22 protein-coding genes are annotated in these 21,751 nt (G+C 67.2%); 13 read left to right on the forward strand and 9 right to left on the reverse strand.

Translation table 11 applies throughout. The features are described 5' to 3' along the window. Nucleotides 1-26: 26 nt before the first annotated feature. From ACK4IU_RS11470 to ACK4IU_RS11485, 4 genes are read left to right on the forward strand one after another with little or no spacing between them, the layout of a single operon-like run. Nucleotides 27-1,100, forward strand: coding sequence for a carbohydrate ABC transporter permease (locus ACK4IU_RS11470; RefSeq protein WP_409735091.1), 1,074 nt, complete (start codon nucleotides 27-29; stop codon nucleotides 1,098-1,100). Further along, complete coding sequence (locus ACK4IU_RS11475; RefSeq protein ID WP_409735093.1) at nucleotides 1,100-1,978, forward strand: carbohydrate ABC transporter permease; 879 nt, start codon at nucleotides 1,100-1,102, stop codon at nucleotides 1,976-1,978. The genes ACK4IU_RS11470 and ACK4IU_RS11475 overlap by 1 nt, the downstream gene beginning before the upstream one ends. Before the next feature lie 10 nt (nucleotides 1,979-1,988). Then, entirely contained in the window at nucleotides 1,989-2,984 is a 996-nt protein-coding gene (locus ACK4IU_RS11480) for a levansucrase (RefSeq protein ID WP_409735096.1), read from the forward strand. A 3-nt stretch (nucleotides 2,985-2,987) separates the two neighbouring features. Next, entirely contained in the window at nucleotides 2,988-4,076 is a 1,089-nt protein-coding gene (locus ACK4IU_RS11485) for an ABC transporter ATP-binding protein (RefSeq protein ID WP_409735098.1), read from the forward strand. On the opposite strand, the gene ACK4IU_RS11490 is transcribed toward ACK4IU_RS11485, so the two are convergent. The 4 genes from ACK4IU_RS11490 to argH are packed head-to-tail and all read right to left on the reverse strand — an operon-like array spanning nucleotide 4,065 to nucleotide 6,097. Then, a complete protein-coding gene (locus ACK4IU_RS11490) occupies nucleotides 4,065-4,385 on the reverse strand; it encodes a DUF2834 domain-containing protein (protein ID WP_409735100.1) in 321 nt (106 codons plus the stop codon). The two genes, ACK4IU_RS11485 and ACK4IU_RS11490, sit on opposite strands and share 12 nt — an antisense overlap. Beyond that, nucleotides 4,382-4,507, reverse strand: coding sequence for a hypothetical protein (locus ACK4IU_RS11495; RefSeq protein WP_409735102.1), 126 nt, complete (start codon nucleotides 4,505-4,507; stop codon nucleotides 4,382-4,384). Before ACK4IU_RS11495 ends, ACK4IU_RS11490 begins: the two co-directional genes overlap by 4 nt. 13 nt (nucleotides 4,508-4,520) lie before the next feature. Then, entirely contained in the window at nucleotides 4,521-4,673 is a 153-nt protein-coding gene (locus ACK4IU_RS11500; RefSeq protein ID WP_409735104.1) for a hypothetical protein, read from the reverse strand. Nucleotides 4,674-4,693: 20 nt separating this feature from the next. Continuing rightward, the gene (gene argH / locus ACK4IU_RS11505; RefSeq protein WP_409735106.1) at nucleotides 4,694-6,097 is read right to left on the reverse strand and encodes an argininosuccinate lyase; all 1,404 of its coding nucleotides are present in this window, start codon (nucleotides 6,095-6,097) and stop codon (nucleotides 4,694-4,696) included. A gap of 21 nt (nucleotides 6,098-6,118) precedes the next feature. Here argH and ACK4IU_RS11510 point away from each other — a divergent pair, with 21 nt between their 5' ends. Continuing rightward, the gene (locus ACK4IU_RS11510; RefSeq protein ID WP_409735108.1) at nucleotides 6,119-6,676 is read left to right on the forward strand and encodes a TlpA family protein disulfide reductase; all 558 of its coding nucleotides are present in this window, start codon (nucleotides 6,119-6,121) and stop codon (nucleotides 6,674-6,676) included. Between the two features lie 47 nt (nucleotides 6,677-6,723). On the opposite strand, the gene ACK4IU_RS11515 is transcribed toward ACK4IU_RS11510, so the two are convergent. The 3 genes from ACK4IU_RS11515 to ACK4IU_RS11525 all read right to left on the reverse strand — a co-directional run bounded on the left by ACK4IU_RS11515 (nucleotide 6,724) and on the right by ACK4IU_RS11525 (nucleotide 9,857). Further along, on the reverse strand, nucleotides 6,724-7,512 hold the full coding sequence (locus tag ACK4IU_RS11515) for an exodeoxyribonuclease III (protein ID WP_409735111.1): 789 nt from the start codon (nucleotides 7,510-7,512) through the stop codon (nucleotides 6,724-6,726). Between the two features lie 372 nt (nucleotides 7,513-7,884). Beyond that, a complete protein-coding gene (locus ACK4IU_RS11520) occupies nucleotides 7,885-8,571 on the reverse strand; it encodes a response regulator transcription factor (protein WP_409735113.1) in 687 nt (228 codons plus the stop codon). Nucleotides 8,572-8,684: 113 nt separating this feature from the next. After that, a complete protein-coding gene (locus tag ACK4IU_RS11525; RefSeq protein ID WP_409735116.1) occupies nucleotides 8,685-9,857 on the reverse strand; it encodes a phytanoyl-CoA dioxygenase family protein in 1,173 nt (390 codons plus the stop codon). A gap of 93 nt (nucleotides 9,858-9,950) precedes the next feature. On the opposite strand from ACK4IU_RS11525, the gene ACK4IU_RS11530 reads away from it, so the two are divergent. Genes ACK4IU_RS11530 through ACK4IU_RS11545 form a run of 4 tightly spaced genes read left to right on the forward strand, consistent with a single transcriptional unit; the run spans nucleotide 9,951 to nucleotide 14,550 of the window. Further along, the gene (locus ACK4IU_RS11530; protein WP_409735118.1) at nucleotides 9,951-11,018 is read left to right on the forward strand and encodes a LacI family DNA-binding transcriptional regulator; all 1,068 of its coding nucleotides are present in this window, start codon (nucleotides 9,951-9,953) and stop codon (nucleotides 11,016-11,018) included. Nucleotides 11,019-11,027: 9 nt separating this feature from the next. After that, complete coding sequence (gene ribA, locus ACK4IU_RS11535) at nucleotides 11,028-12,116, forward strand: GTP cyclohydrolase II (RefSeq protein ID WP_409735120.1); 1,089 nt, start codon at nucleotides 11,028-11,030, stop codon at nucleotides 12,114-12,116. Then, a complete protein-coding gene (locus tag ACK4IU_RS11540) occupies nucleotides 12,113-12,616 on the forward strand; it encodes a L,D-transpeptidase (protein WP_409735122.1) in 504 nt (167 codons plus the stop codon). The genes ribA and ACK4IU_RS11540 overlap by 4 nt, the downstream gene beginning before the upstream one ends. A gap of 59 nt (nucleotides 12,617-12,675) precedes the next feature. After that, complete coding sequence (locus tag ACK4IU_RS11545) at nucleotides 12,676-14,550, forward strand: alpha-amylase family protein (protein WP_409735124.1); 1,875 nt, start codon at nucleotides 12,676-12,678, stop codon at nucleotides 14,548-14,550. A gap of 230 nt (nucleotides 14,551-14,780) precedes the next feature. Here ACK4IU_RS11545 and ACK4IU_RS11550 read toward each other — a convergent pair whose 3' ends face one another. Both ACK4IU_RS11550 and ACK4IU_RS11555 read right to left on the reverse strand, forming a co-directional pair. Further along, the gene (locus tag ACK4IU_RS11550; RefSeq protein WP_409735127.1) at nucleotides 14,781-15,440 is read right to left on the reverse strand and encodes a YggS family pyridoxal phosphate-dependent enzyme; all 660 of its coding nucleotides are present in this window, start codon (nucleotides 15,438-15,440) and stop codon (nucleotides 14,781-14,783) included. A 94-nt stretch (nucleotides 15,441-15,534) separates the two neighbouring features. Next, nucleotides 15,535-16,476, reverse strand: a complete 942-nt coding sequence (locus tag ACK4IU_RS11555) for a porin (RefSeq protein WP_409735129.1) — start codon at nucleotides 16,474-16,476, stop codon at nucleotides 15,535-15,537. Between the two features lie 276 nt (nucleotides 16,477-16,752). Here ACK4IU_RS11555 and ACK4IU_RS11560 point away from each other — a divergent pair, with 276 nt between their 5' ends. The 4 genes from ACK4IU_RS11560 (at nucleotide 16,753) to holA (ending at nucleotide 21,721) form a co-directional block, all read left to right on the forward strand. Next, the gene (locus ACK4IU_RS11560; RefSeq protein WP_409735131.1) at nucleotides 16,753-17,292 is read left to right on the forward strand and encodes a DUF3576 domain-containing protein; all 540 of its coding nucleotides are present in this window, start codon (nucleotides 16,753-16,755) and stop codon (nucleotides 17,290-17,292) included. A gap of 178 nt (nucleotides 17,293-17,470) precedes the next feature. Continuing rightward, entirely contained in the window at nucleotides 17,471-20,101 is a 2,631-nt protein-coding gene (gene leuS, locus ACK4IU_RS11565) for a leucine--tRNA ligase (RefSeq protein WP_409735134.1), read from the forward strand. Nucleotides 20,102-20,195: 94 nt separating this feature from the next. Then, the gene (gene lptE / locus ACK4IU_RS11570; protein WP_409735137.1) at nucleotides 20,196-20,711 is read left to right on the forward strand and encodes an LPS assembly lipoprotein LptE; all 516 of its coding nucleotides are present in this window, start codon (nucleotides 20,196-20,198) and stop codon (nucleotides 20,709-20,711) included. Continuing rightward, nucleotides 20,708-21,721, forward strand: coding sequence for a DNA polymerase III subunit delta (gene holA / locus ACK4IU_RS11575; protein WP_409735140.1), 1,014 nt, complete (start codon nucleotides 20,708-20,710; stop codon nucleotides 21,719-21,721). The genes lptE and holA overlap by 4 nt, the downstream gene beginning before the upstream one ends. Nucleotides 21,722-21,751: the final 30 nt, after the last annotated feature.

Raw genomic sequence — 21,751 nt, forward strand, 5'->3', positions numbered from 1 at the left:
TTCCCCTCTCACGCGACGAGGCGATCATGGCGTCGAAGTTCACCGTGTCGAACCGGACGGGCTGGCTGATGGCGGGCCCTGCGGTCCTCTTGATCGCCGGGTTCGTGATCCTGCCCTTCTTCCTGGCCTTCTACTTTTCCTTCACCAACCAGCGTCTCGTCAGCCCCAATCCGACCGAGTTCGTGGGCATGGCGAACTACCGTCAGCTTCTGGGCGTCACCACTCTGACGCTGGAGCCGGTCCGGGACGAAAACGGCGCGGTGGTGATGAAGGACGGCGCGCCGGAATATCCCTCGATCCGCACGCTGACCCGCAACAACCCCGACCGGCCCGACCTGGCGGGGATGCGGGAATGGTTCAGCTTCAGCCTTGGCGGGGACAGCCGGACCTATGTCCTGGCGCGCGACGTCGTGTTCATGAAGGCCATCGTCAACACCTTCATCTTCGTGCTGGTCGTCGCCCCGGTGCAGGCGGGCCTGGCCCTTGGCCTTGCGCTGCTCATCAATCAGCGCCTGAAGGGAATTAATGTCTTCCGCGCCATCTACTTCATGCCGGTCGTCGTCTCGATCGTCGTCGTCTCGCTGTTGTGGCGGCTGATCTATGACGGCCAGTCCGGCCTGCTGAACAACCTTCTGGGGGCGATCAGCTTTGGCCTGATCCCGCCGGTGGACTGGCTGGGCAACCCATCGACCGCGCTGGGCGCGATCATCGCCATGTCGATCTGGCAGGCGGTGGGCTTTCACATGGTGATCTGGCTCTCGGGCCTCCAGACCATCAGCCCCACCCTCTACGAGGCCGCCGCCATCGAGGGCGCGTCCAAGTGGCAGGTATTCCGCTACATCACCTGGCCGGGCCTCAGGAACACCGCCGTCCTGATCCTGATCGTCATCACCATGCAGGCCTTCGGCCTGTTCGCCCAGATCGACGTGATGACGAACGGCGGACCGCTGGACAGCACCCAGACCATCGTCTTCCAGGCCGTCGAGCGCGGCTATGGCAAGCAGGACATCTCGGGCGGGTCGGCGATCTCGGTCATCCTGTTCGTGATCGTGCTGTCGATTTCCCTGATCCAACGCTGGCTGACGCGGGAGAAGAGCTGATGGCCATGATTTCCGCCGACAACCGCGGCCTGCGCCTGGCAACCCGCTATGCGGTGCTGGTGCTGATCGCGCTGATCTTCATCTTCCCGCTGGTCTTCATGGTGATGTCCAGCCTGAAGCCGACGCAACAGCTCTTGCAGGACTCGGGCAACCTCCGCGCCTTCCTGCCGGTGGGCGACATCAGCCTGTCGAACTACTTCGCCGCCTTCCAGCGCGCGCCGGTGGCAACCTTCGTGTTCAACTCGGTCCTCGTCACCGGGGTGACGGTGGTCCTGTCGCTGCTGGTCTGCTCGGCCGCGGCCTTCGCCTTCGTCTTCGTCGGCTGGAAGGGGCGCGACGTGCTGCTGTCGATCCTGCTGGCCACGCTGATCCTGCCCTTCGAGACCATCGCCATCCCGCTTCTGATGATGGTGGCGCATCTGCCCTGGCTGGGGATGGACGGGCTGACCTGGGGGTGGCTGAACAGCTACCGGGTGCAGATCGTGCCCTTCATCGCCGATGGCCTGACGGTGTTCCTGTTCGTGCAGTACTTCAAGGACCTGCCCGGAGAACTGATCGAGGCCGCGCGGGTCGAGGGTGCCTCGTGGTTCCAGATCTATCGGAAGATCGTGATGCCGCTTTCGGGCCCGATCCTGGCCACGGCGGCGATCCTGAAGTTCCTGGTGATGTACAACCAGTATCTCTGGCCGCTGATGGTGACGCAGGCGGAGGGCTACCGCCCGGTCATGGTGGGCCTGCAATACTTCTTCCAGCTCAACGTCGTCTGGGGCGAGGTGATGGCCTACCTGAGCCTGATCACCGTCCCCGTCCTCGCCTTCTACCTTTACCTGCAAAAAGCCTTCATCGCGTCGATCGCCTCGACCGGCGTGAAGGGCTGAGGAGACCAAAATGTCGTTCAAACACAAAGACCTCTGGTTCTGGGACAGCTGGTATGTCCAGGACGGCGACATCTGGCACGGCTATTTCCTGCAAGCGCCGAAATCGCTGATCGACCCCGACGCGCGGCACCTGAACGCGACCCAGCGCCATGCGGTGTCGCGCGACCTGACCAACTGGACCGACATGGGCACCACGTTCGAGCCGCAGCGGGACGGCGCGGCCTGGGACGACAGCACGACCTGGACCGGGTCGGTCCTGAAGGGCGACGACGGGCTGTGGCATCTGTTCTACACCGGCACGCGGAAATCCGAGCAGTCGCTGTATCAGCGGATCGGCCATGCCACCTCGCGCAATCTGCACAACTGGACGCGGGTCGGCGACGGGCTGGCGCTGGACCTGACCGGCCCCAACGCCGACTGCTACGAGAAGGACCATGCCGTCGGCCATTGGCACGACCGGGCGATGCGCGACCCCTGGGCGATGCGCGACCCGGACGGCAAGGGCTGGCTGATGTATTTCACCGCCCGCGTGCCGGGCGTGCCGGAACCCAATGCCGGCGGGGCCATCGGCTTTGCCACCTCGCCGGACCTGATGACGTGGACCCTGCAACCCCCGGTGTTCCATGGCGGCTTCGGCCAGCTGGAGGTGCCGCAGGTGTTCCAGGTGGGGAACCACTGGTATTGCCTCTTCTGCACCTCGTCGCACCACTGGTCGGAACAATACCGCCGCGACAACCCGGAAACCCCGGTCACCGGCACCCACTACCTGATCGCCGACCATCCCCGCGGCCCCTGGCGCATCGCGCCCGGCCCCTTCCTTGACGGGGCAGAGCCCTGCCGCCGCTACGCAGCCCGCATCGTGGACGGCCCGCAAGGCATGGTGATCCTCGGCTTCGCCGACGGCGGCAAGGCCAGCTTCGGCGGCTACATCATGGATCCCGAGCCGGTCGTGATCGACGGCGACGGTCTTCTGCACGTTCAACCCCTTGCACAGGCGGCGGAGTAGCCCATGGCCCGGATATCGCTGAAGAACGTCAGGAAAAGCTATGGCGCCACCCATGTCATCAAGGGCGTGGACATCGAGATCGAGGACGGCGAGTTCTGCGTCTTCGTCGGCCCCTCGGGCTGCGGCAAGTCCACGCTGCTGCGCATGATCGCGGGGCTTGAGGACATCACCTCGGGCGAATTGCGGATCGGCGAGACGCTGGTCAACGACCTGCCGCCCAAGGATCGCGGCGTCGCCATGGTGTTCCAGTCCTACGCCATCTTCCCGCACATGACGGTGCGCGAGAACGTGGCCTTCGGGCTGACAATCGCCGGGGCGTCGAAGGAGGAGAAGGAGGCCAAGGTCGCCGAGGCCGCCCGCATCCTGCAGATGGAGCACCTGCTGGACCGCCGCCCGTCACAGCTTTCCGGCGGCCAGCGCCAGCGGGTTGCCATCGGCCGGGCCATCGTGCGCAAGCCCCAGGTGTTCCTGTTCGACGAGCCCCTGTCGAACCTCGACGCCGCGCTGCGCATGGACATGCGGATGGAGATCGGACGCCTGCACCAGCAGCTTGGCGCCAGCATGATCTATGTGACGCACGACCAGGTCGAGGCGATGACCCTGGCCGACAAGATCGTGGTGCTGAAGGACGGGCAGGTCATGCAGATCGGCGCGCCGATGGACCTGTATCACGACCCGGCGAACCTGTTCGTGGCGGGCTTCCTGGGCGCGCCGTCGATGAACTTCGTCAAGGTGACGGTGCAAGGGGTGAACGGCGGCAAGGTGCTGGTGTCGAACGCGGCGCTGGACCCCGTCGAGGTTTCGGGCAAGCGCGGGCCGTTCAAGGTGGGGGATCAGGCGATCCTGGGCCTGCGCCCGCAATATCTGTCGGTGGCCGAGGGCGCGGGGCGGCTGCACGGCACCGTCGCGCTGACCGAACGGCTGGGGTCGGAAACCGTGGTCGAGGTCACGCTCAAGGACGGCAGCCCGCTGATCGCGGCCCTGTCGCATGATGCGGTGTTCGACATCGGGGCGCAGATGAACCTGGAGTTCGACCCCGCCCAGGCGCATCTGTTCCCCGAGGACGGGACCGCGACCAGTTCACGCCACTGAGGGGCGCGAGCGCAGGAAGAGATAGAGCGGCAGCCCGCAGCTGACGCCGATGCAGAAGGTGGCCGGGATCGCCACCAGGCCCAGCCAGTCCCGGCGGCCAAGGCTTTCGGCCAGGACCCAGACCGTCAGCGCGATGGCGGCGATGGTCAGGTCCCAGGTCAGGCCGGTGGTCGAGGCGTTGACATACCAGGCGTCGATCAGGCCGCCGAGGCCGGTTCCGCTCTCGCGCATGTGCTTCAGGAACCAGTACATCGGATGCACCGCGCCCCAGACCGCGATTGCCAGGAAGGCAAGACGCAGCGGGCTCATCGTGCGACGACGCCCATCTGCACCTCGCCGGTGACGGCCAACCCGCGCGACGGCGGTTCCGGCGCGCCATCGGCGCCGCAGGCGGCAAGGAAGAGCGAGGCGAGAAGCAGAAACCGGGGCATGGCGGGCCTTTCCTCAGGGGTCGATGGACACCGTGGCACCGCCGATCTCGCCGGACAAGGTGGGGTTTGCCTCAACCCCGCCGGTGCCGAAGGTCAGGTTGGTGGCCAGCATGGGGTTCTTGCAGGCCGCCAGCGCAAGGACCGGGATCAGAAGCCAGAGTTTCATAGCATGCTCCCTTGCAAAGATCAGCCCAGGTCCGCCTTCCAGCGGGCGATCTGCGCGCGGACCTGATCCGGCGCGGTGCCGCCATAGGACATGCGGCTTCTCACCGAGTTTTCCACCCCCAGCACGCCGAAGACCTCGGCGGTGATGCCGGGATGGACCGATTGCATCTGGGCCAGCGTCAGGTCGGGCAGGTCGCATCCCTGCGCCTCGGCCATGGCCACCAGCGCGCCGGTGACATGGTGCGCCTCGCGGAAGGGCAGGCCCAGCGCCCGGACCAGCCAGTCGGCGAGGTCGGTCGCGGTGGAAAAGCCCGAGGCGGCGGCGGCGCGGAGGGCATCGCGGTTGGCGGTCATGTCCGCGACCATGCCGGTCATCGCGGCAAGGCCCAGCATCAGCGTATCGGCGGCGTCGAAGACCTGTTCCTTGTCCTCCTGCATGTCCTTGGAATAGGTCAGCGCCAGGCCCTTCATCACCGTGAACAGCGCAACGGTGGCGCCAAGGATACGGCCGAGTTTCGCGCGAAGGAGTTCGGCCGCGTCGGGGTTCTTCTTCTGCGGCATGATGCTGCTGCCGGTCGTCCAGCGGTCGGACAGCCGGACAAAGCGGAACTGGGCGGAGGACCAGATCACCAGTTCCTCGGCAAAGCGCGACAGATGCATGGCGCAGATGCTGCTGGCGGCCAGGAATTCCAGCGCGAAGTCGCGGTCGGAGACCGAGTCGAGGCTGTTCGCGGTCGGCCGCTCGAAGCCCAGCGCCTTTGCGGTCATGTGCCGGTCGATGGGGAAGCTGGTCCCTGCCAGCGCGGCGGCGCCGAGGGGACATTCGTTCATTCGCCGGCGCGCGTCATGGAACCGGGAACGGTCGCGGGCGAACATCTCGACATAGGCCAGCATGTGATGGCCCCAGGTCACCGGCTGGGCGGTTTGCAGGTGTGTGAAGCCCGGCATCACCCAGTCGGCCCCGGCCTCGGCCTGGGCGAGGAAGGCGCGCATCAGGCCGGACAGCCCCTCGATGGCCGCATCGCACTGGTCGCGCACCCAGAGCCGGAAATCGACGGCGACCTGGTCGTTGCGGGACCGCCCGGTGTGCAGCCGCTTTCCCGCCTCGCCGATGCGTTCGGTCAGGCGGGCCTCGATGTTCAGGTGGATGTCTTCAAGATCGGGAGTGAAGGGGAATTTCCCCGCCTCGATCTCTGACAAGATCGCGAGCAGCCCTTCCCCGATCGCCTCGGCATCCCTAGAAGAGATGATGCCCTGCGCGGCCAGCATCGCCGCATGGGCCCGGCTGCCCGCGATGTCCTGGGCGTAGAGCCGCTGGTCGAAGCCGATCGAGGCGTTGATCGCCGTCATGATCGCGCTGGGGCCCTCGGCAAAGCGCCCGCCCCACATCGTGTTGGCGGACTTGGGATCGGGGGCGTCGGACATGGGCGGGGCTTTCGCGGCAGGATGGGCGGGGTGGGAAACGTGCGGAAAATTCTGGTGGTCCTTTATACGGCCTTGGCCCTCGGTGCAAATCCGGCGCTGGCTGACGTGGCCAGCCTGCGCGAGGGCGACATGAAGAAGCTGGTGCTGCACGAGGCCCCGGTCGCGGTGCCCGAGGCGGTGCTGCTGGATGCCGAGGACGGCGAGCACGCGCTGGCCGATTACCGGGGCAAGTGGGTCGTGCTGAACTTCTGGGCCACCTGGTGCGCGCCCTGCCGGAAGGAGATGCCCTCGCTCGACCGGCTGCAAACGGCGATGCCCGAGTTGGCCGTGGTGCCGGTCGCCACCGGACGCAACGCGGTCGAGGGGATCAGGCGGTTCTTCGAGGAAGCGGGGGTCACCGCGCTGCCCATCCTGCGCGACCCGCAGTCGCAGCTGGCGCGGGGGATGGGGGTCATGGGCCTGCCGGTCACCGTGATCCTGAACCCGGACGGGCAGGAGGTCGCCCGGTTGATCGGCGATGCCGAGTGGGACAGCGACAGCGCCAAGGCGGTGCTGGCGGCGCTGGCCTCGGGGTCCTGACAAACTCCTTCGAAGGAATTTGCAAATCTTTTCGAAAAGATTTGCGCCTAAAGGTCGAAGGTCGCAAAGACCGGGACGTGGTCCGAGGGCTGGTCCCAGCCCCGCACGGGGCGCAGGATGCGGCTGCCGTGGCCCGCACCGGCGATGTCGGGCGTGGCCCAGACATGATCCAGCCGGCGGCCCTTGTCGGCGGCGTCCCAGTCGGGGCTGCGGTAGCTCCACCAGCTGTAGAGCCGGCCCTCGGGGATGTCCTGCCGGGTGATGTCCCGCCAGCGCCCGGCCTCCATCACCTGACCCAGATGCTCCACCTCGACCGGCGTGTGGCTGACGATCTTCAGCAGCGCCTTGTGATCCCAGACATCGTCCTCGCGCGGGGCGATGTTCAGGTCGCCGACAAGGATCGACCTTTCCGGCCGCTCGGCATGGAAATGGTCGCGCATCTGGGTCAGGTAGTCGAGCTTCTGGCCGAACTTGAGGTTTTGCTCACGATCCGGAATGTCGCCGCCCGCCGGGACATAGAAATTGTGGATCGTGACCCCATTTTCCAACCTCCCCGCCACATGCCGGGCATGGCCCAGCGCGGCGAAGTCGTGCCCGCCGACATCCCGGATCGGCAGCTTCGACAGGATCGCGACGCCGTTGTAGCCCTTCTGCCCCCGGGCGATGACATGGGTGTAGCCCAGCGCCTGGAACCCCTCCATCGGGATCAGCTCGACCGGGCACTTGCATTCCTGGAGACAAAGGATGTCGGGCGCTTCTTCGGTCAGCAGGCGGGCGACCAGCCCCTCGCGCAGGCGGACCGAGTTGATGTTCCAGGTGGCAAGGGTGAAGGGCATGGGCGCGGCTCCGGGTTGCGGGGCGACCGTAAGACCGGGCCGCGGCAGGCTCAAGGGCCGGGCGGAAAAAGAAGGCCGGGCGCGAGGCCCGGCGCAAAGGGAACAAGGGAAGTGGGGCCAGGATGCAGGCCCCCGCAGGCCTCGCGCCTTGATCTGGCACGAGCACAAAAAAAGGCCGGGCAAGAAGCCCGGCCAGGTCCAACAGGGAGGATGCCGCGCCATAACCCCGACGCGACCAGGGGAACTTGCTGCACAACCGGTGCATGCGAGAAAGGTAGCAAGCGAATCCGGCAACAATAAGCCCTAAGCGGCAAGATTTCGTGGTTGTTGCATGGCGGACGCAACAAGGCGTTGCCGCCCTGCCACAACCGCCTATGCCACCAGCCGATATCCGCCGCTTTCGGTCACCAGCAGCCGCGCGTTCGAGGGATCGGGCTCGATCTTCTGGCGCAGGCGGTAGATGTGGGTTTCCAGCGTATGCGTGGTCACGCCCGCGTTGTAGCCCCAGACCTCGTGCAAGAGCACATCCCGCGCCACCACGCCGCTGGTCGAGCGGTAGAGATATTTCAGGATGTTGGTTTCCTTTTCGGTCAGGCGGATCTTCTTGTCCTTCTCGTCCACCAGCAACTTTTGCGCGGGCTTGAAGGTGTAGGGCCCAAGCTGGAACACCGCGTCTTCCGACTGTTCGTGCGTCCGCAGCTGCGCGCGGATGCGGGCCAGGAGCACCGGGAACTTGAAGGGCTTGGTCACATAATCGTTGGCGCCCGCGTCCAGGCCAAGGATCGTGTCGCTGTCGGTGTCATGGCCGGTCAGCATCAGGATCGGGCATTTCACGCCCTGCTTGCGCATCCGGCGGCACAGCTCGCGCCCGTCGGTATCCGGCAGGCCCACGTCCAGGATCACCAGGTCGAACAGGCCCGCCTTGACCTTCTCCGTGCCGTCGGCCCCGGTTCCGGCCTCGAACACGTCGAAGTCCTCGGTCATCACCAGCTGTTCGCTCAGCGCCTCGCGCAGGTCGTCGTCGTCGTCGACAAGCAGGATCTTCCGCAGTCCGGCCATGGGGTTCTCCATTGCTGATTGAGCGTCAGATGCGCCCCGATCACGAATCCTGCAAGATTTGCAACGAAATGCTCACGCGGTCGTGTCGCCTTGGAGGGAATTGTTTCAAGCGGTCAGGTGGCGTTCTTCGACTCCAGGTCGGACAGGACGGCGTCCAGCCGCTCCGCGCTCCAGCCTTCGCGGACCGCCTGGGTCAGGAAATCGGCCATGGTCCGGGGGGCGAGGCCGCCTATGGGAGGGTTGCGGTCGAGGTTCGTCGGGAAGGGATAGCCCTCGGCCGTGGCGGCGATGACATTGGCGACGTCGATCCCAGGCCCACCCTGCCGCAGCACCGGAAAGACGGCGCGGCACATCCGGGCACGGTTGACCGATTCCATCGCCCGCCCGAAGGCAGAGGAGACCTGGAAGAGGTTGACCATCCGGTAGCGGTCGGTGGTGCGGTTGGTCCCGGCGCCGTGCATGACCGCGGGGTTGAAGAACAGCATGTCGCCCTTCTGCAAGGGCAGCTGGACGTGGTGGCGGGCGAAATGGTCCTGGAACTCGGGCCGGCCGAAGGCGAGGTAGCCCTCGTGGAACAGCTGCGAAAACGGCAGCAGCAGCGTCGGACCCGTCTCGACCGGCATGTCGCAATGCGCCAGCGCCCCTTGAAGCGTCAGCACGGGCGAGATGGAATGGATATGCGCGGGAAACTGCGCCATCCGGTCGGGCGACATGAAGCCCAGGTGATAGTCGCGGTGCGGCACCTGTGCGGCCCCGCCGGGGTTCACCCGGTTGACCTGCGCGGTCATCTGGTAGGCCGGGCCGAGCCAGGCCTCGGAGGCCAGGGCCAGCGCATCGGCGCTGTAATAGGCGGCAAAGTTTGCCGGATCGGCCAGGCAGTGCTTTTCCAGCGAATTCCAGATCCGGTCGTTCGCCCCCGGCTTGGCGAAATGGTCGCCGCCGCCGCGCTGGGCGGCCTTTTCCTCGGCGATGATGTCCTCGAAGATCCGGCTGGCGCGGTCGATGACGGCCGGGTCGGGCATGGCCTCGCGGATCACGATGATCCCGGGGCCGTCCGCCAGCACCCAGGCCCATTCGGCGGTCAGCGCTCTGCGGGCCTGCGGATCGCGGGCAGCGGCGGCGACGGCCTTCCCGTCGTAGATCGGGATGTTCCGCACCACTTCGGCCGCCTGCGGCACGTCCTCGGCCCGGGTGGACTGCGCGACCTGCTGGCGGAACAGGTCGAAGTCGCCGCTGTCGGCGCTGATCCAGACCGGGCGGCGGGAGCGGAGGGCGGGGGCGTTCATGGCAGCATCCTTTCGTGGCGGTTGCCCCACCCTGCCCCGCGCGCGCCGCGCCAGACAGTTGCGTTTCACCTCAAAATCACCTCAAATCACCCCATGCCTCGCCGTTTCGGCATCAAGGAGATCGCCGTTCAGGCGGGGCTCAGCCCGGCCACGGTGGACCGTGCCCTGCACGGGCGCGACCATGTCCGTGCCCTGACCCGCGACCGGGTGGCCGCCGCCATCGCGGAACTGGAGCGGCAGCACGCCGCAAGCCTGGCGCAGGGGCGGCGCTTTACCATCGACATCTTCATCCATGCGCCCGACCGCTTTACCTCGGCCGTGCGCGCCGCCTTCGAGGCGGAACTGCCGCTGGTGCGCCCCGTCGCCTTTCGCGCCCGGTTCCATCTGGCCGAGGTGATGGAGGAGCGCGAGATCATCGCCCGCCTGACCGCCATCGCCCGGCGTGGCAGCCACGGGATCGTGCTGAAGGTGCCGGCCACCCCGGTGATCGAGGCCTGCCTCGAAGGGGTCGCGGCCAGGGGGATTCCGGTCGTGACCTATGTCACCGACATCGCCGCGCCGCTGCGGCTGGCCTATGTCGGGATGGAGAACCGCCGCGCGGGGGCCACGGCGGCCTATCTGATGCAGCACATGCAGCGGCGGGCGGGCTCGCGGGTGCTGATCACCCTGTCCTCGCAGATGTTCCGGGGCGAGGACGAACGGCGGATCGGGTTTCTCGACCATCTGGCCGGGCAAGCCCCCGCGCTGCCGACGCTGACCGTCTCGGAAGGGCTGGGCGTGGATCGAACCACCCGGCGCCTTGTGCTGGAGGCACTGCGCGATCATCCCGACATCGGCAGCGTCTATTCCATCGGCGGCGGCAACCGGGCGATCCTGGATGCCTTTGCCGAGGCCGGTCGCCCGATCGAGGTCTTCATCGCCCATGACCTTGACCGCACCAACCGGCAGCTGCTGGCGGAAGGCCGGCTGACGCTGGTCCTGCACCACGACTTCCGCCAGGACGCCCGCCGTGTGTCGCTGCACTTCCTGCGCCATCACCGGATGGTGCCGCCGGACGTGACCATCGGCCCGACCGACATCCTGATCGCCTGCCCCACCGATCTTCAGCCTTTTGGCCCGGAGCCGCAGCCGAGGCTTCCGCCCGGCGCCGATGCGGCCTAGATAGGGGGCATGTCGCTGGCCCTTTCCATCGCCGAACGTCTGACCCGCGCCCGCGGCGACCTGCGCATGGGGGTGCCCGTCGTGCTGACCGGCGCGGGCGGGGCGGCGCTGGTGGCGGCGGTCGAGACGCTGGACGGCGCGCGGCTTGCGGACCTGAGGGGGTTCGGCGCGCCGGTGCTGGCGATCACCGCGCGGCGGGCCGAGACGCTGAAGGCCCGCGCCTATGACGGCGATCTTGCGCGCGTGGTGCCTCCGCCCGGGGCGGGGCTGGACTGGTTGCGCGCAGTGGCCGACCCGGCGGACGACCTGCGCACGCCGATGAAGGGACCGCTGCACACCTTGCGCGAGGGACCGGCTGATCTGGCGCGCGCTGCGCTGGCGCTGGCAAAGTCGGCGCATCTTCTGCCCGCCGCCCTGCTGGTGCCCGTGGACAATGCCCTGACGCTGGCCGGGACGCATGGCCTGACGCTACTGTCGCTGGACGAGATCGGCCCCGCACTTGCCGCCCTGCCGCCGATGGACGAGGTGGTCTCGGCACGGGTGCCGCTGGTCGCCGCCGCGGCGGGCCGGGTGCATGTCTTTCGCCCCGAGGATGGCGGGGAAGAGCATTACGCCATCGAGATCGGCCGCCCCGACCGTTCGAAACCCGTCCTGGCGCGGCTGCATTCGGCCTGTTTCACCGGCGACGTGCTGGGGTCGCTGAAATGCGACTGCGGCCCGCAACTGCGCGCTGCGCTGGCACAGATGGGCGAGGAGGGCGCGGGGGTGCTGCTGTATCTCAACCAGGAGGGCCGGGGGATTGGCCTCGCCAACAAGATGCGCGCCTACAGCCTTCAGGATCAGGGCTTCGACACGGTCGAGGCCAATCACCGGCTGGGCTTCGAGGATGACGAGCGCGATTTCCGCATCGGCGCGCAGATCCTGCGCAAGCTGGGGTTTTCCAGCGTGCGGCTTCTGACCAACAACCCGAAGAAGCTGGCGATGATGGAGGGCTGCGGCCTGCATGTCACCGAGCGGGTGCCGCTGCGCGTGGGCGAGACGGCCGAGAACCGCGCCTATCTGGCGACCAAGGCCGCGAAATCGGGGCATCTGTTGTGAAGCCGACCGATCTGGTGGTCACGCCCATGGGCCTGCGCTTTCTGGGCCGGGTCTTCCCCTGCACCATCGGGCGCGGCGGCATTGTGCCGCCGGGACGGAAACGCGAGGGCGACGGAGCCACGCCTGCCGGGGTGCATCGGCTGGTTGGCATGCTCTACCGCCCCGACCGGCTGATCCGGCCCGCCGACTGGGCGCTGCCGATCGGGCCGTTCGACCTCTGGTCGGACGACCCGGCAGACCCGGACTACAACCTGATGATCCGCGCGCCGCACGGGTTCGGCCACGAACGCCTGCGCCGGGCCGATCCGATGTATGATCTGATCCTCATTACCGACTGGAACTGGCCCCAGGCGGAACCGGGCCGCGGCTCGGCGATCTTCCTGCACCAGTGGCGCCGGCCCGGCACTCCGACCGCCGGCTGCGTGGCCCTGTCGCGCCGCGACCTGCTGTGGATCGCCCCCCGCATCACCCATCAGACCCGGCTGATCGTGCTCGGCTGACCTCTTCCCAAAACGCTTTGAGGCCGCTAGTTTGGCCCTGTTCCTGGGAGGAGGACCGCATGGCCCGGACGATCAGCGCCGATGACCGGATCTTCGAGTTGCGGCTGGCGCGATCCGCCCCAGACCTGTTCCCGATGCTCGAGGCGCTGTATGGGTCGCGGCCCGACTACCCGGCCTTTCGCGAGCGGCTGGTGAAGGTGCTGCGCAAGGGCTGGGCCGAGCGGCCCGAGGATCTGAAGCTTCTGGACCTGAAGCGGGATCTCGAGCCCGACTGGTTCCAGCGTCCGGACATGGCGGGCTATGTCTTCTACATCGACCGCTTTGCCGGCGACCTGAAAGGCGTGCTGGACAGGCTGGACTATCTGGAGGACCTGGGCATCACCTATGTCCACCTGATGCCCTGCCTGAAGCCGCGCCCGGGCGACAGCGACGGCGGCTATTCGGTGATGGACTACCGCCAGATCAACCCGACCTACGGCTCGATGACGGATTTTGAAGCGGTGAGCGCCGCGCTGCGTGCCCGGGGCATGTCGCTGTGTGTGGACCTGGTGCTGAACCACACGGCCAAGGAACATGCCTGGGCCAGGAAGGCGGCGAAGGGCGATCCGAAGTATCGGGACTACTACCTGATGTTCGACAGCCCCGACCTGCCCAGGCTCTATGAGCAGACGCTGGTCGAAGTCTTTCCCGACAATGCGCCGGGCAACTTCACCCATTACCCCGAGATCGGCAAATGGGTCTGGACCACCTTCAACGAGCACCAGTGGGACCTGAACTGGGCCAATCCGGCGGTTTTCCTGGAGATCGTCGAGGTCATGCTGTTCCTGGCCAACAAGGGCGTCGATGTGCTGCGGCTGGACGCGGTGGCCTTCATGTGGAAGCGGCTGGGCACGCGCTGCCAGTCGGAGCCCGAGGTGCACATGATCCTTCAGGCGCTGCGGGCCTGTTCGCGCATCGCCTCGGCCGCGGTGATCCACCTGGAAGAGGCCATCGTCGCGCCGGCCGAGATGCTGCCCTATCTCGGGCGCGGCAGGCATGACGGCAAGGAAGGCAACCTCGCCTACCACAACAGCCTGATGGTGCAGTTCTGGTCCGCCCTGGCCACCCGCGACACCCGGCTGATGACGCACGTGATGGGGACGCATTTCCCCGACCGGCTGACGAACGCCACTTATGCCACCTATATCCGCTGCCACGACGATATCGGCTGGGCGGTGACGGACGAAGACGCGGCGGCGGTGGGCCTGTCCGGCCATGGCCACCGGGCCTTCCTGTCCGACTTCTACGAAGGGTCGTTTCCCGGCACCTTCGCCAAGGGCGCGCTGTTCCAGGTGAACGAGGCGACGGGGGACAAGCGGATCTCGGGATCGTTTGCCTCGCTGGCGGGGCTGGAGCGGGCGACGGATGACGCGGGCCGCGACATGGCGGTGCAGCGGATCCTGCTGGGGCACGCGCTGATCGCGGCCTGGGGCGGGATCCCGCTGATCTACATGGGCGACGAACTGGCGCTGCTGAACGACTGGTCCTACCTCGATCACCCCGACCACGCCCATGACAGCCGCTGGGTGCACCGGCCCCGGATGGACTGGGCGCTGGCCGCAGAAAGGCACCGGGGCGAGACGCCCTCGGCCCGGGTGTTCCGGGGGACACGGACGATCCTCGCGCGCCGGAGGGCCACCCCGGCCCTGCATGCCGCGCATCCGGTGCGGGTGGTCCCGTCCGGCAACGACGCCGTGCTGGCGGTGCAGAGGCTGGCGCCGACCGGAGCCCTGCTGGGGCTGTTCAACTTTACCGAGGACTGGCAACACCTGCCCGAAAGCCGGGTCCGGGCGCTGGGGGTGACGGCGCTGCGGGACGAGCTGTCCGACGCCATCGTCACCCCGCATGCCGGACAGATCGTCCTGCCGCCCTATGGACGGGTCTGGCTGACCTGATCCCGTCCACGGTGGACATTTCCGGATTATCGTTTGGTATCGGGTGGTTGTCTGTGGGCGGTAACCATCCGTAAATGATGATTTCCCGGGTTCCCCCCACCCCCATCCCCTCCCCACGAGGGGGAGGGGAGGCGCCTGGCAGGGCTGTCACGCCTCAAGGACCGGGCCTGCGCCTGGCCGTGCGGTCGGAGCCTCCGGCGGGAGTATTTGACAAAGGGCAAGCTGGCGGATCAGGTCTGCGGGTAGGCCCGCGCGCCGAAGATCGCGCTGCCGACGCGGACATGGGTCGCGCCATGGAGGATGGCGGTCTCGAAGTCGCCGCTCATCCCCATGGACAGGCCGGAAAGCCCGTGATCGGCCGCCATCCGCGCCAGCATCGCGAAATGCGGGGTGGCGTCCTCGGCCTCGGGAGGAATGCACATGAGCCCGACCGGCGCAAGGTCCATCGCCCGGCAATCGCGCAGGAAGCCCGGCAGGTCGGCGGGCAGCACGCCGGCCTTCTGCGGTTCCGCCCCCGTGTTCACCTGGACGAACAGCTGCGGCAGCGCCCCGCGCGCCTGCCCCAGGTTGGCGAGCTTCTGCGCCAGCGAGGGCCGGTCGAGCGTGTGGATCGCGTCGAACAGGTCCACCGCGACCTTGGCCTTGTTGGTCTGCAAGGGGCCGATCATGTGCAGCTCCACCTTGCCGAAGCTGTCGCGCCAGCCGGGCCATTTCCCGGCGGCCTCTTGCACATAGTTCTCGCCAAAGACGCGGTGGCCCTGTTCCAGCACCGCCTCGACCCGTTCCGGCGGCTGGACCTTGGACACAGCGATCAGCGTCACCGAGCCGGTGGCCCGCCCCGCCGCCGCCTCGGCCGCGCGAACCCGCGCAAGGATGTCTGCCAGTGCCATCACGCCCCCCGTTTGCCGGGCAACCTAACGGGACGGGCGGAAAAGAAAAGAGCGGGCGCAAGGCCCGCTCTTCCCTTCGTTCGATCCGGGTGGATCAGAACGAGAAGTTGATGCCGAGGTCGGCATAGGTCTCGTCGTCGAAGCCCTGCTGGATCGTGCCGGCAACGCTGGCACCGCCCAGGTCGTAGCTTGCGCCGATACCGATGGCGTAGTCGTTGGCATAGGCGACATCCGAGTCGACGCCCGACAGGAAGGCACCCAGGCCCACGCCGCTGGCCAGCTTGGTGTTGCCATAGATGGTGAAGGTGGTGTCGTTTTCCGCACCGTCTTCGCCGATCAGCTGGAGGCCGACGTTGGTGTTGTCGTTGATGGCGTATTCGCCGAGCAGGGCGTACACGTCGTAGTCAACGTTGCCGGCAGCGTTCGACACATAGCCGATGCCCAGCTTGTACGGGCCGGTGCTGTAGTCCATCGAGACGCCGACTTCGTCTTCCTTGGCCGAAGCGCCGGTCTGGTCGTAGTCGATGTACGACGCACGCAGCACGACCGAGCCGACGCTGTAGGACGCGAAAAGACCGATGCGGTTTTCGTCGCCGACGGCATACGGGCTGGAGCTGTACGAGTCGTAATCGAACAGCGAGTACGAGCCGGTGGTCGACGAGATGAAGCCGAGTTCGGCATTGTACAGGGTCGCCAGCGAGTCGAACGCGGTGTTGGCGTTACCGACTTCGAAGCGGAAACCGGCGCTTTCGGCGTAGAGCATCGCGGCGTTGACTTCCGCAGCGCCTTCGCCAACGTCGACGGTGTCACCGTTGTCGTACTGCAGGCGGATACGGCCACCGAAGGTCACGCCCGAATCGGTCTCCTTCTTGGCGTCGATGTTGACGCGCATACGGTAGGACAGCAGGGTGTCGCTGGTGGTGCCGTTATCTTCGTAAACCAGACCGAAGCGGCCCGAGCCGCTGAGCGTCACATCGGCCGCAGCCATCCCGGCGAGGCCGAACAGCGCGGTCGAGGCCATGAGAAACTTTTTCATCTTTTTCCCTCTTTCTTCAAGGTAAGCCCGCCGCAGGGGAATCCGCAGGGGGAATGAGCCGTATTTCAACCTTGCCTCCCTCGATTGCAATGCAAGGAACGGATCGGGGGGAATTCGGTCGGGCAATGGTGCAGCAAAGCCACAGGTCTTGCCGGGCCGAGCCGGCGCCGACGGCGTTTCCCACCGCCGATCCCGCGATGCGGCTGCCCGCATGTGCGCGAAACTGCTTGGCAGGCCCCGGTGGCTCGGCTAGACAGCAGGCAAAAGGTTCGATGGATGGCCCGGATGAAGGTGCAACTACTGGCTCGGGTGGCGCTGGTCACGGGAATGGCAATCGCGCTTGCGGGCTGCGGTGGTGGCATAGGCAGCGGTCTGTTCAAGAAACGTGCGGCCGAGCCGGCGACCGCAGCCGAGGGCAATCGCACGAATGCGCCGCCCGCGACCCGGGAGAAGCGGGAAGAGGCCAAGGGGACCTCCATCTTCAGCGTGCTGCGCAACTCGGACGACCCGAACACCACGGTCGAGGTCAACAGGTATATCTGGCAGGCCAGCCTGGAAGTGCTGAACTTCCTGCCCATCGAATCGGTGGACCCGTTCACCGGGGTAATCGTGACAGGCTACGGCCGGCCGCCGGGCGGCGGGCGGGCCTATCGCGCCACGGTCTATGTGCAGGACCCGGCGCTGGATGCGCGCAGCCTGAAGGTTGCGCTGCAGGGCCAGGGTGGCGGCGCGGTCGCGCCCGAGACGGTGCGCGCGATCGAGGATGCGATCCTGACCCGGGCGCGCCAGCTGCGCGTGCGCGACAGCAAGCTCTGATCGGCGCCGCATGGGCCGCACCCCCCGGGGCTCTGCCCCTGCGTCCACGGTTTATTGAACCCGTGGCGCAATCGTCAACGCACCCGGAGTATTTCCGAAAGGGCAAGACCCCTTGCACGGCTTTACCTTGCGGTGTCAGGCGGTGTAAGCCGCGCGGGTAATTCATGTGAGGCCCCTGATGTCGCGCTATGACCCTTCGGTGATCGAACCCAGATGGCAGGCTGCCTGGGAGGAGGCGGGGGCTTTCACGGCGCGGCGCGATCCCGCGAAGCCCAAGTACTATGTGCTGGAGATGTTTCCCTATCCTTCGGGGCGCATCCACATGGGCCATGTGCGCAACTACACCATGGGCGACGTGGTGGCGCGCTACAAGGCGGCGCAGGGGTTCAGCGTGCTGCACCCGATGGGCTGGGACGCCTTCGGCATGCCGGCCGAGAACGCCGCGATGGAACGGGGCGGCCATCCGAAGGACTGGACCTACGGCAACATCGCCGACATGAAGGCGCAGATGAAGCCCCTGGGCCTGTCGATCGACTGGAGCCGGGAGCTGGCGACTTGCGACCCGGAATATTACGGCCAGCAGCAGGCCATGTTCATCGACATGATGGACGCCGGGCTGGTCTACCGCAAGGCCGCCGTGGTCAACTGGGACCCGGTGGACATGACGGTGCTTGCGAACGAGCAGGTGATCGACGGCAAGGGCTGGCGGTCCGGCGCTCCGGTCGAGCGTCGCGAGCTGACGCAGTGGTTCTTCAGGATCAGCGACTATTCCGAGGAACTGTTGGCGGCGCTGGACGGGCTGACCAACTGGCCCGAGAAGGTGCGCCTGATGCAGGCGAACTGGATCGGCAAGTCTCGCGGGTTGCAGTTTGCTTTCGAGACGGTGGGCGCCCCGGAAGGCTTTGAAAGGCTTGAGGTCTATACCACCCGTCCCGACACGCTGATGGGGGCGTCCTTCGCGGCGATCAGCCCGGATCATCCGCTTGCCAAGGCGCTGGAGGCCGATCCGGAGGTGGCGGCTTTCGTCGCGGAATGCCGCAAGGGCGGCACCTCGGCCGAAGAAATCGAGACGGCCGAGAAGATCGGCTACGACACCGGCATCAAGGTCAGGCATCCGCTGGACCCGGCCTGGGAACTGCCGGTCTGGATCGCCAACTTCATCCTGATGGACTACGGCACCGGCGCCATCTTCGGCTGCCCGGCGCATGACCAGCGCGACTTCGAGTTCGCCACGAAATACCGGCTGCCGATCAAGGCCGTTTTCGTTGCCGAAGGCGCTGAGGATGCACCCCTGGCCGAGGCCTTCGTGCCGATGAAGTCGGAAAAGGTCCGCTATGTCCGCGGCTTTGCCGGGGCCGAGGTCCAGACCGGTGACGAAGGTGTCGCCGCCGCCATCGCCCATGCCGAGGCGAACGGCTACGGCAAGGGTGTCACCAAATACCGCCTGCGCGACTGGGGCGTCAGCCGCCAGCGCTACTGGGGTTGCCCGATCCCGGTGATCCATTGCGCCACCTGCGGCGTGGTGCCCGAGAAGAAGGAGAACCTGCCGGTCGAGCTGCCCTATGACGTCAGCTTCGACAAGCCGGGCAACCCGCTGGACCGCCACCCGACCTGGGCCGCGACCACTTGCCCGAACTGCGGCGCACCCGCCCGGCGCGAGACGGACACGATGGACACGTTCGTCGATTCGTCCTGGTATTTCGCCCGCTTCACCGCGCCGCGCGCCACGACGCCCACCGTGCCGGAGGAAGCCGAGTACTGGATGAACGTGGACCAGTATATCGGCGGCATCGAACACGCGATCCTGCACCTCCTCTACTCCCGCTTCTTCGCGCGGGCGATGCACAAGACCGGCCACCTGCCGGCCAAGGCCATCGAGCCGTTCAACGCGCTCTTCACGCAGGGCATGGTGACGCACGAGATCTACATGACCCGCGACGACCAGGGTCGCCCGGTCTATCACCTGCCCGAGGATGTGACCGTCTTCAACGTGGCCGACCGCCGGATCGTCGTGCGCGGCACCGAGCCGCCGCCGCTGGACATGGTCGACGATGTCGATGCCTTCATCCGGGCCCTGGCCGACGAGGGCCTGCTGGTCGAGGTCATCCCCTCGGCCAAGATGTCGAAATCCAAGAAGAACGTCGTCGATCCGATGAACATCATCGCGTCGTTCGGCGCCGACACGGCGCGCTGGTTCGTCATGTCGGACAGCCCGCCGGAACGGGATGTCGAATGGACCAGCGCCGGGGCCGAGGCCGCGTTCAAGCACCTCGGCCGCGTCTGGGCACTGAGTTCCCGCATCGGCGAGATGCCGGAAGATCACAAGGGCGAAGGCGACGCTGACCTCGCAAAGGCAACGGCCAGGGCCATCGACGAGGTGACCAGAAGCATCGAGGGCTTTGCCTTCAACAAGGCCATCGCCACGCTTTACGGCTTCACCAATACCATCGCCAGGGCCAATGCCTCGACCCCGGTGATGAAGGAAGCCATCCGCACGCTGGCGAAGCTCATGTCGCCGATGACCCCGCATATCGCAGAGTCGATCTGGGCCGATCAGGGCGGCGCCGGGCTGTGCGCCCAGGCGCCGTGGCCCAAGGCCGACCCTGCCCTTCTGGTGGACGATACCGTCACCCTGCCGATCCAGATCAACGGCAAGCGGCGGGCGGAAATCAGCGTGCCGAAGGACATGGCAATTGCAGAGGTTGAAAAGCTCGCCTTGGCGAACGAGGATGTCGTCAGGTTCCTTGCCGGGCAGCCGGTGAAGAAGATCATCGTCGTCCCGGGCCGCATCATCAATGTCGTCGTCTGACCGTCGCCCCCCCACCCCATCCATTCCCCATGCAGGGGGGAAGGGGCCCTTCGATGGCCCCGACGCCGCAGTCCCGGCGCCTCCCTCCCCCCTCGTGGGGGAGGGATGGGGTGGGGGGGCCGCCTACGGCCACCTGTCGCGCCGCGCCATCCTGGCCGCACCCCTTGCCCTGGCCGCCTGCGGCTTTACCCCGGCCCTGGCGCCGAACGGGCCGGCGACCCCCCTGCAGGGGACGGTCTATGTGCAGGACCCGACTGACAAGAACGGCTTCGACCTGGTGGAGCGGCTGGAAGAGCGGCTGGGTCGGCCCCGGACGCCGCGCTATGATCTGGCCTACACGATCGTCACCGAAACCGTGGGTGTCGGCATCACCACCGACAACAAGACCACCCGCTACAACCTGAAGGGCGTCATCGACTACACGCTGACCGACCGCGACTCGGGGTCCCGCGTCACCGGCGGCCGGGTGCAGAGCTTTACCGCCTATGCCGCCACGGGATCGACTGTCGCCGGTCTTGCCGCCGAAGAGGATGCGAGCCTGCGCCTGATGCGGATCCTGGCGGACCAGATCGTCGCCCGGCTGATCGCGGCCATGGCCGCCCGCCCATGATCCTGAAGGGGGCCGAGGCCGCCCGCTATTGCGCGAAGCCCGACCCGGGCCGGGCCGGCCTGTTGATCTTCGGCGCCGATCCGATGCGGGTGGCGCTGAAGCGGCAGGACGCCATCGCCGCGCTGGTGGGGCCGGAGGGCGAGGCGGAAATGCGCCTGACGCGCATGTCCGGTGCCGATCTGCGCAAGGACGCAAGCCTGCTCTTGGATGCGATCAAGGCGGTGGGCTTCTTCCCCGGCCCTCGCGTCGTCTTCGTCGAAGAGGCGACGGACGGTCTTGCCGACGCCGTAGCCGTCGCCCTGAAGGAGTGGAAGCCGGGCGATGCGACGATCGTCGTCACCGCGGGCGGCCTGACCGGAAAGTCGGCGCTGAAGACGCTGTTCGAAAAGCACCCGAACGCGGTGTCGATCGGGCTTTACGACGACCCGCCCGGTCGGGAAGAAATCGAGGAGGCGCTGCGCAAGGCCGGTCTCTCCGCCATCGACCGCGAGGCGATGGCGGACCTGACCACGCTGGCCCGCGCGCTGGATCCCGGCGATTTCCGTCAGACCGTCGAGAAGATCGCGCTCTACAAGTTCGGCGACGCCTCGCCCCTGACCCCGGCCGATGTGGCTGCCATGGCGCCCGCCACCATCGAGGCCGAGGTGGACGAGCTGATCGCTGCGGTCGCCGAGGCGCGCGCCGCCGCCATCGGCCCCCTGGTCCGGCGGCTGGAAGGCCAGGGCGTCCTGCCGGTCACGATCTGCATCGGCGCATTGCGGCATTTCCGTATCCTGCACGCGGCGGCCACCGATCCGCAGGGGCCGGGGGTCGGCATCCAGAAGGCGCGGGTGAACTTCAAGCAGAAGGACGCCATGGCGCGGCAGGCGGGGCAATGGGGCGCGCGCAAGCTGGAGGCCGCCATCGCGATCCTGGTCGAGACCGACCTCACGCTGCGCTCGGCCAGCAAGGCCCCCGGAATGGCGCTGATGGAACGCGCGCTGATCCGCATCGCGATGTCGCGGCGCTAGGCGCCGATCCGGGGGCGAGGCCCGGCACCG

Origin of the sequence: Tabrizicola flagellatus, from assembly GCF_046295235.1 — a bacterium.
GTDB lineage: Bacteria > Pseudomonadota > Alphaproteobacteria > Rhodobacterales > Rhodobacteraceae > Tabrizicola > Tabrizicola flagellata_A.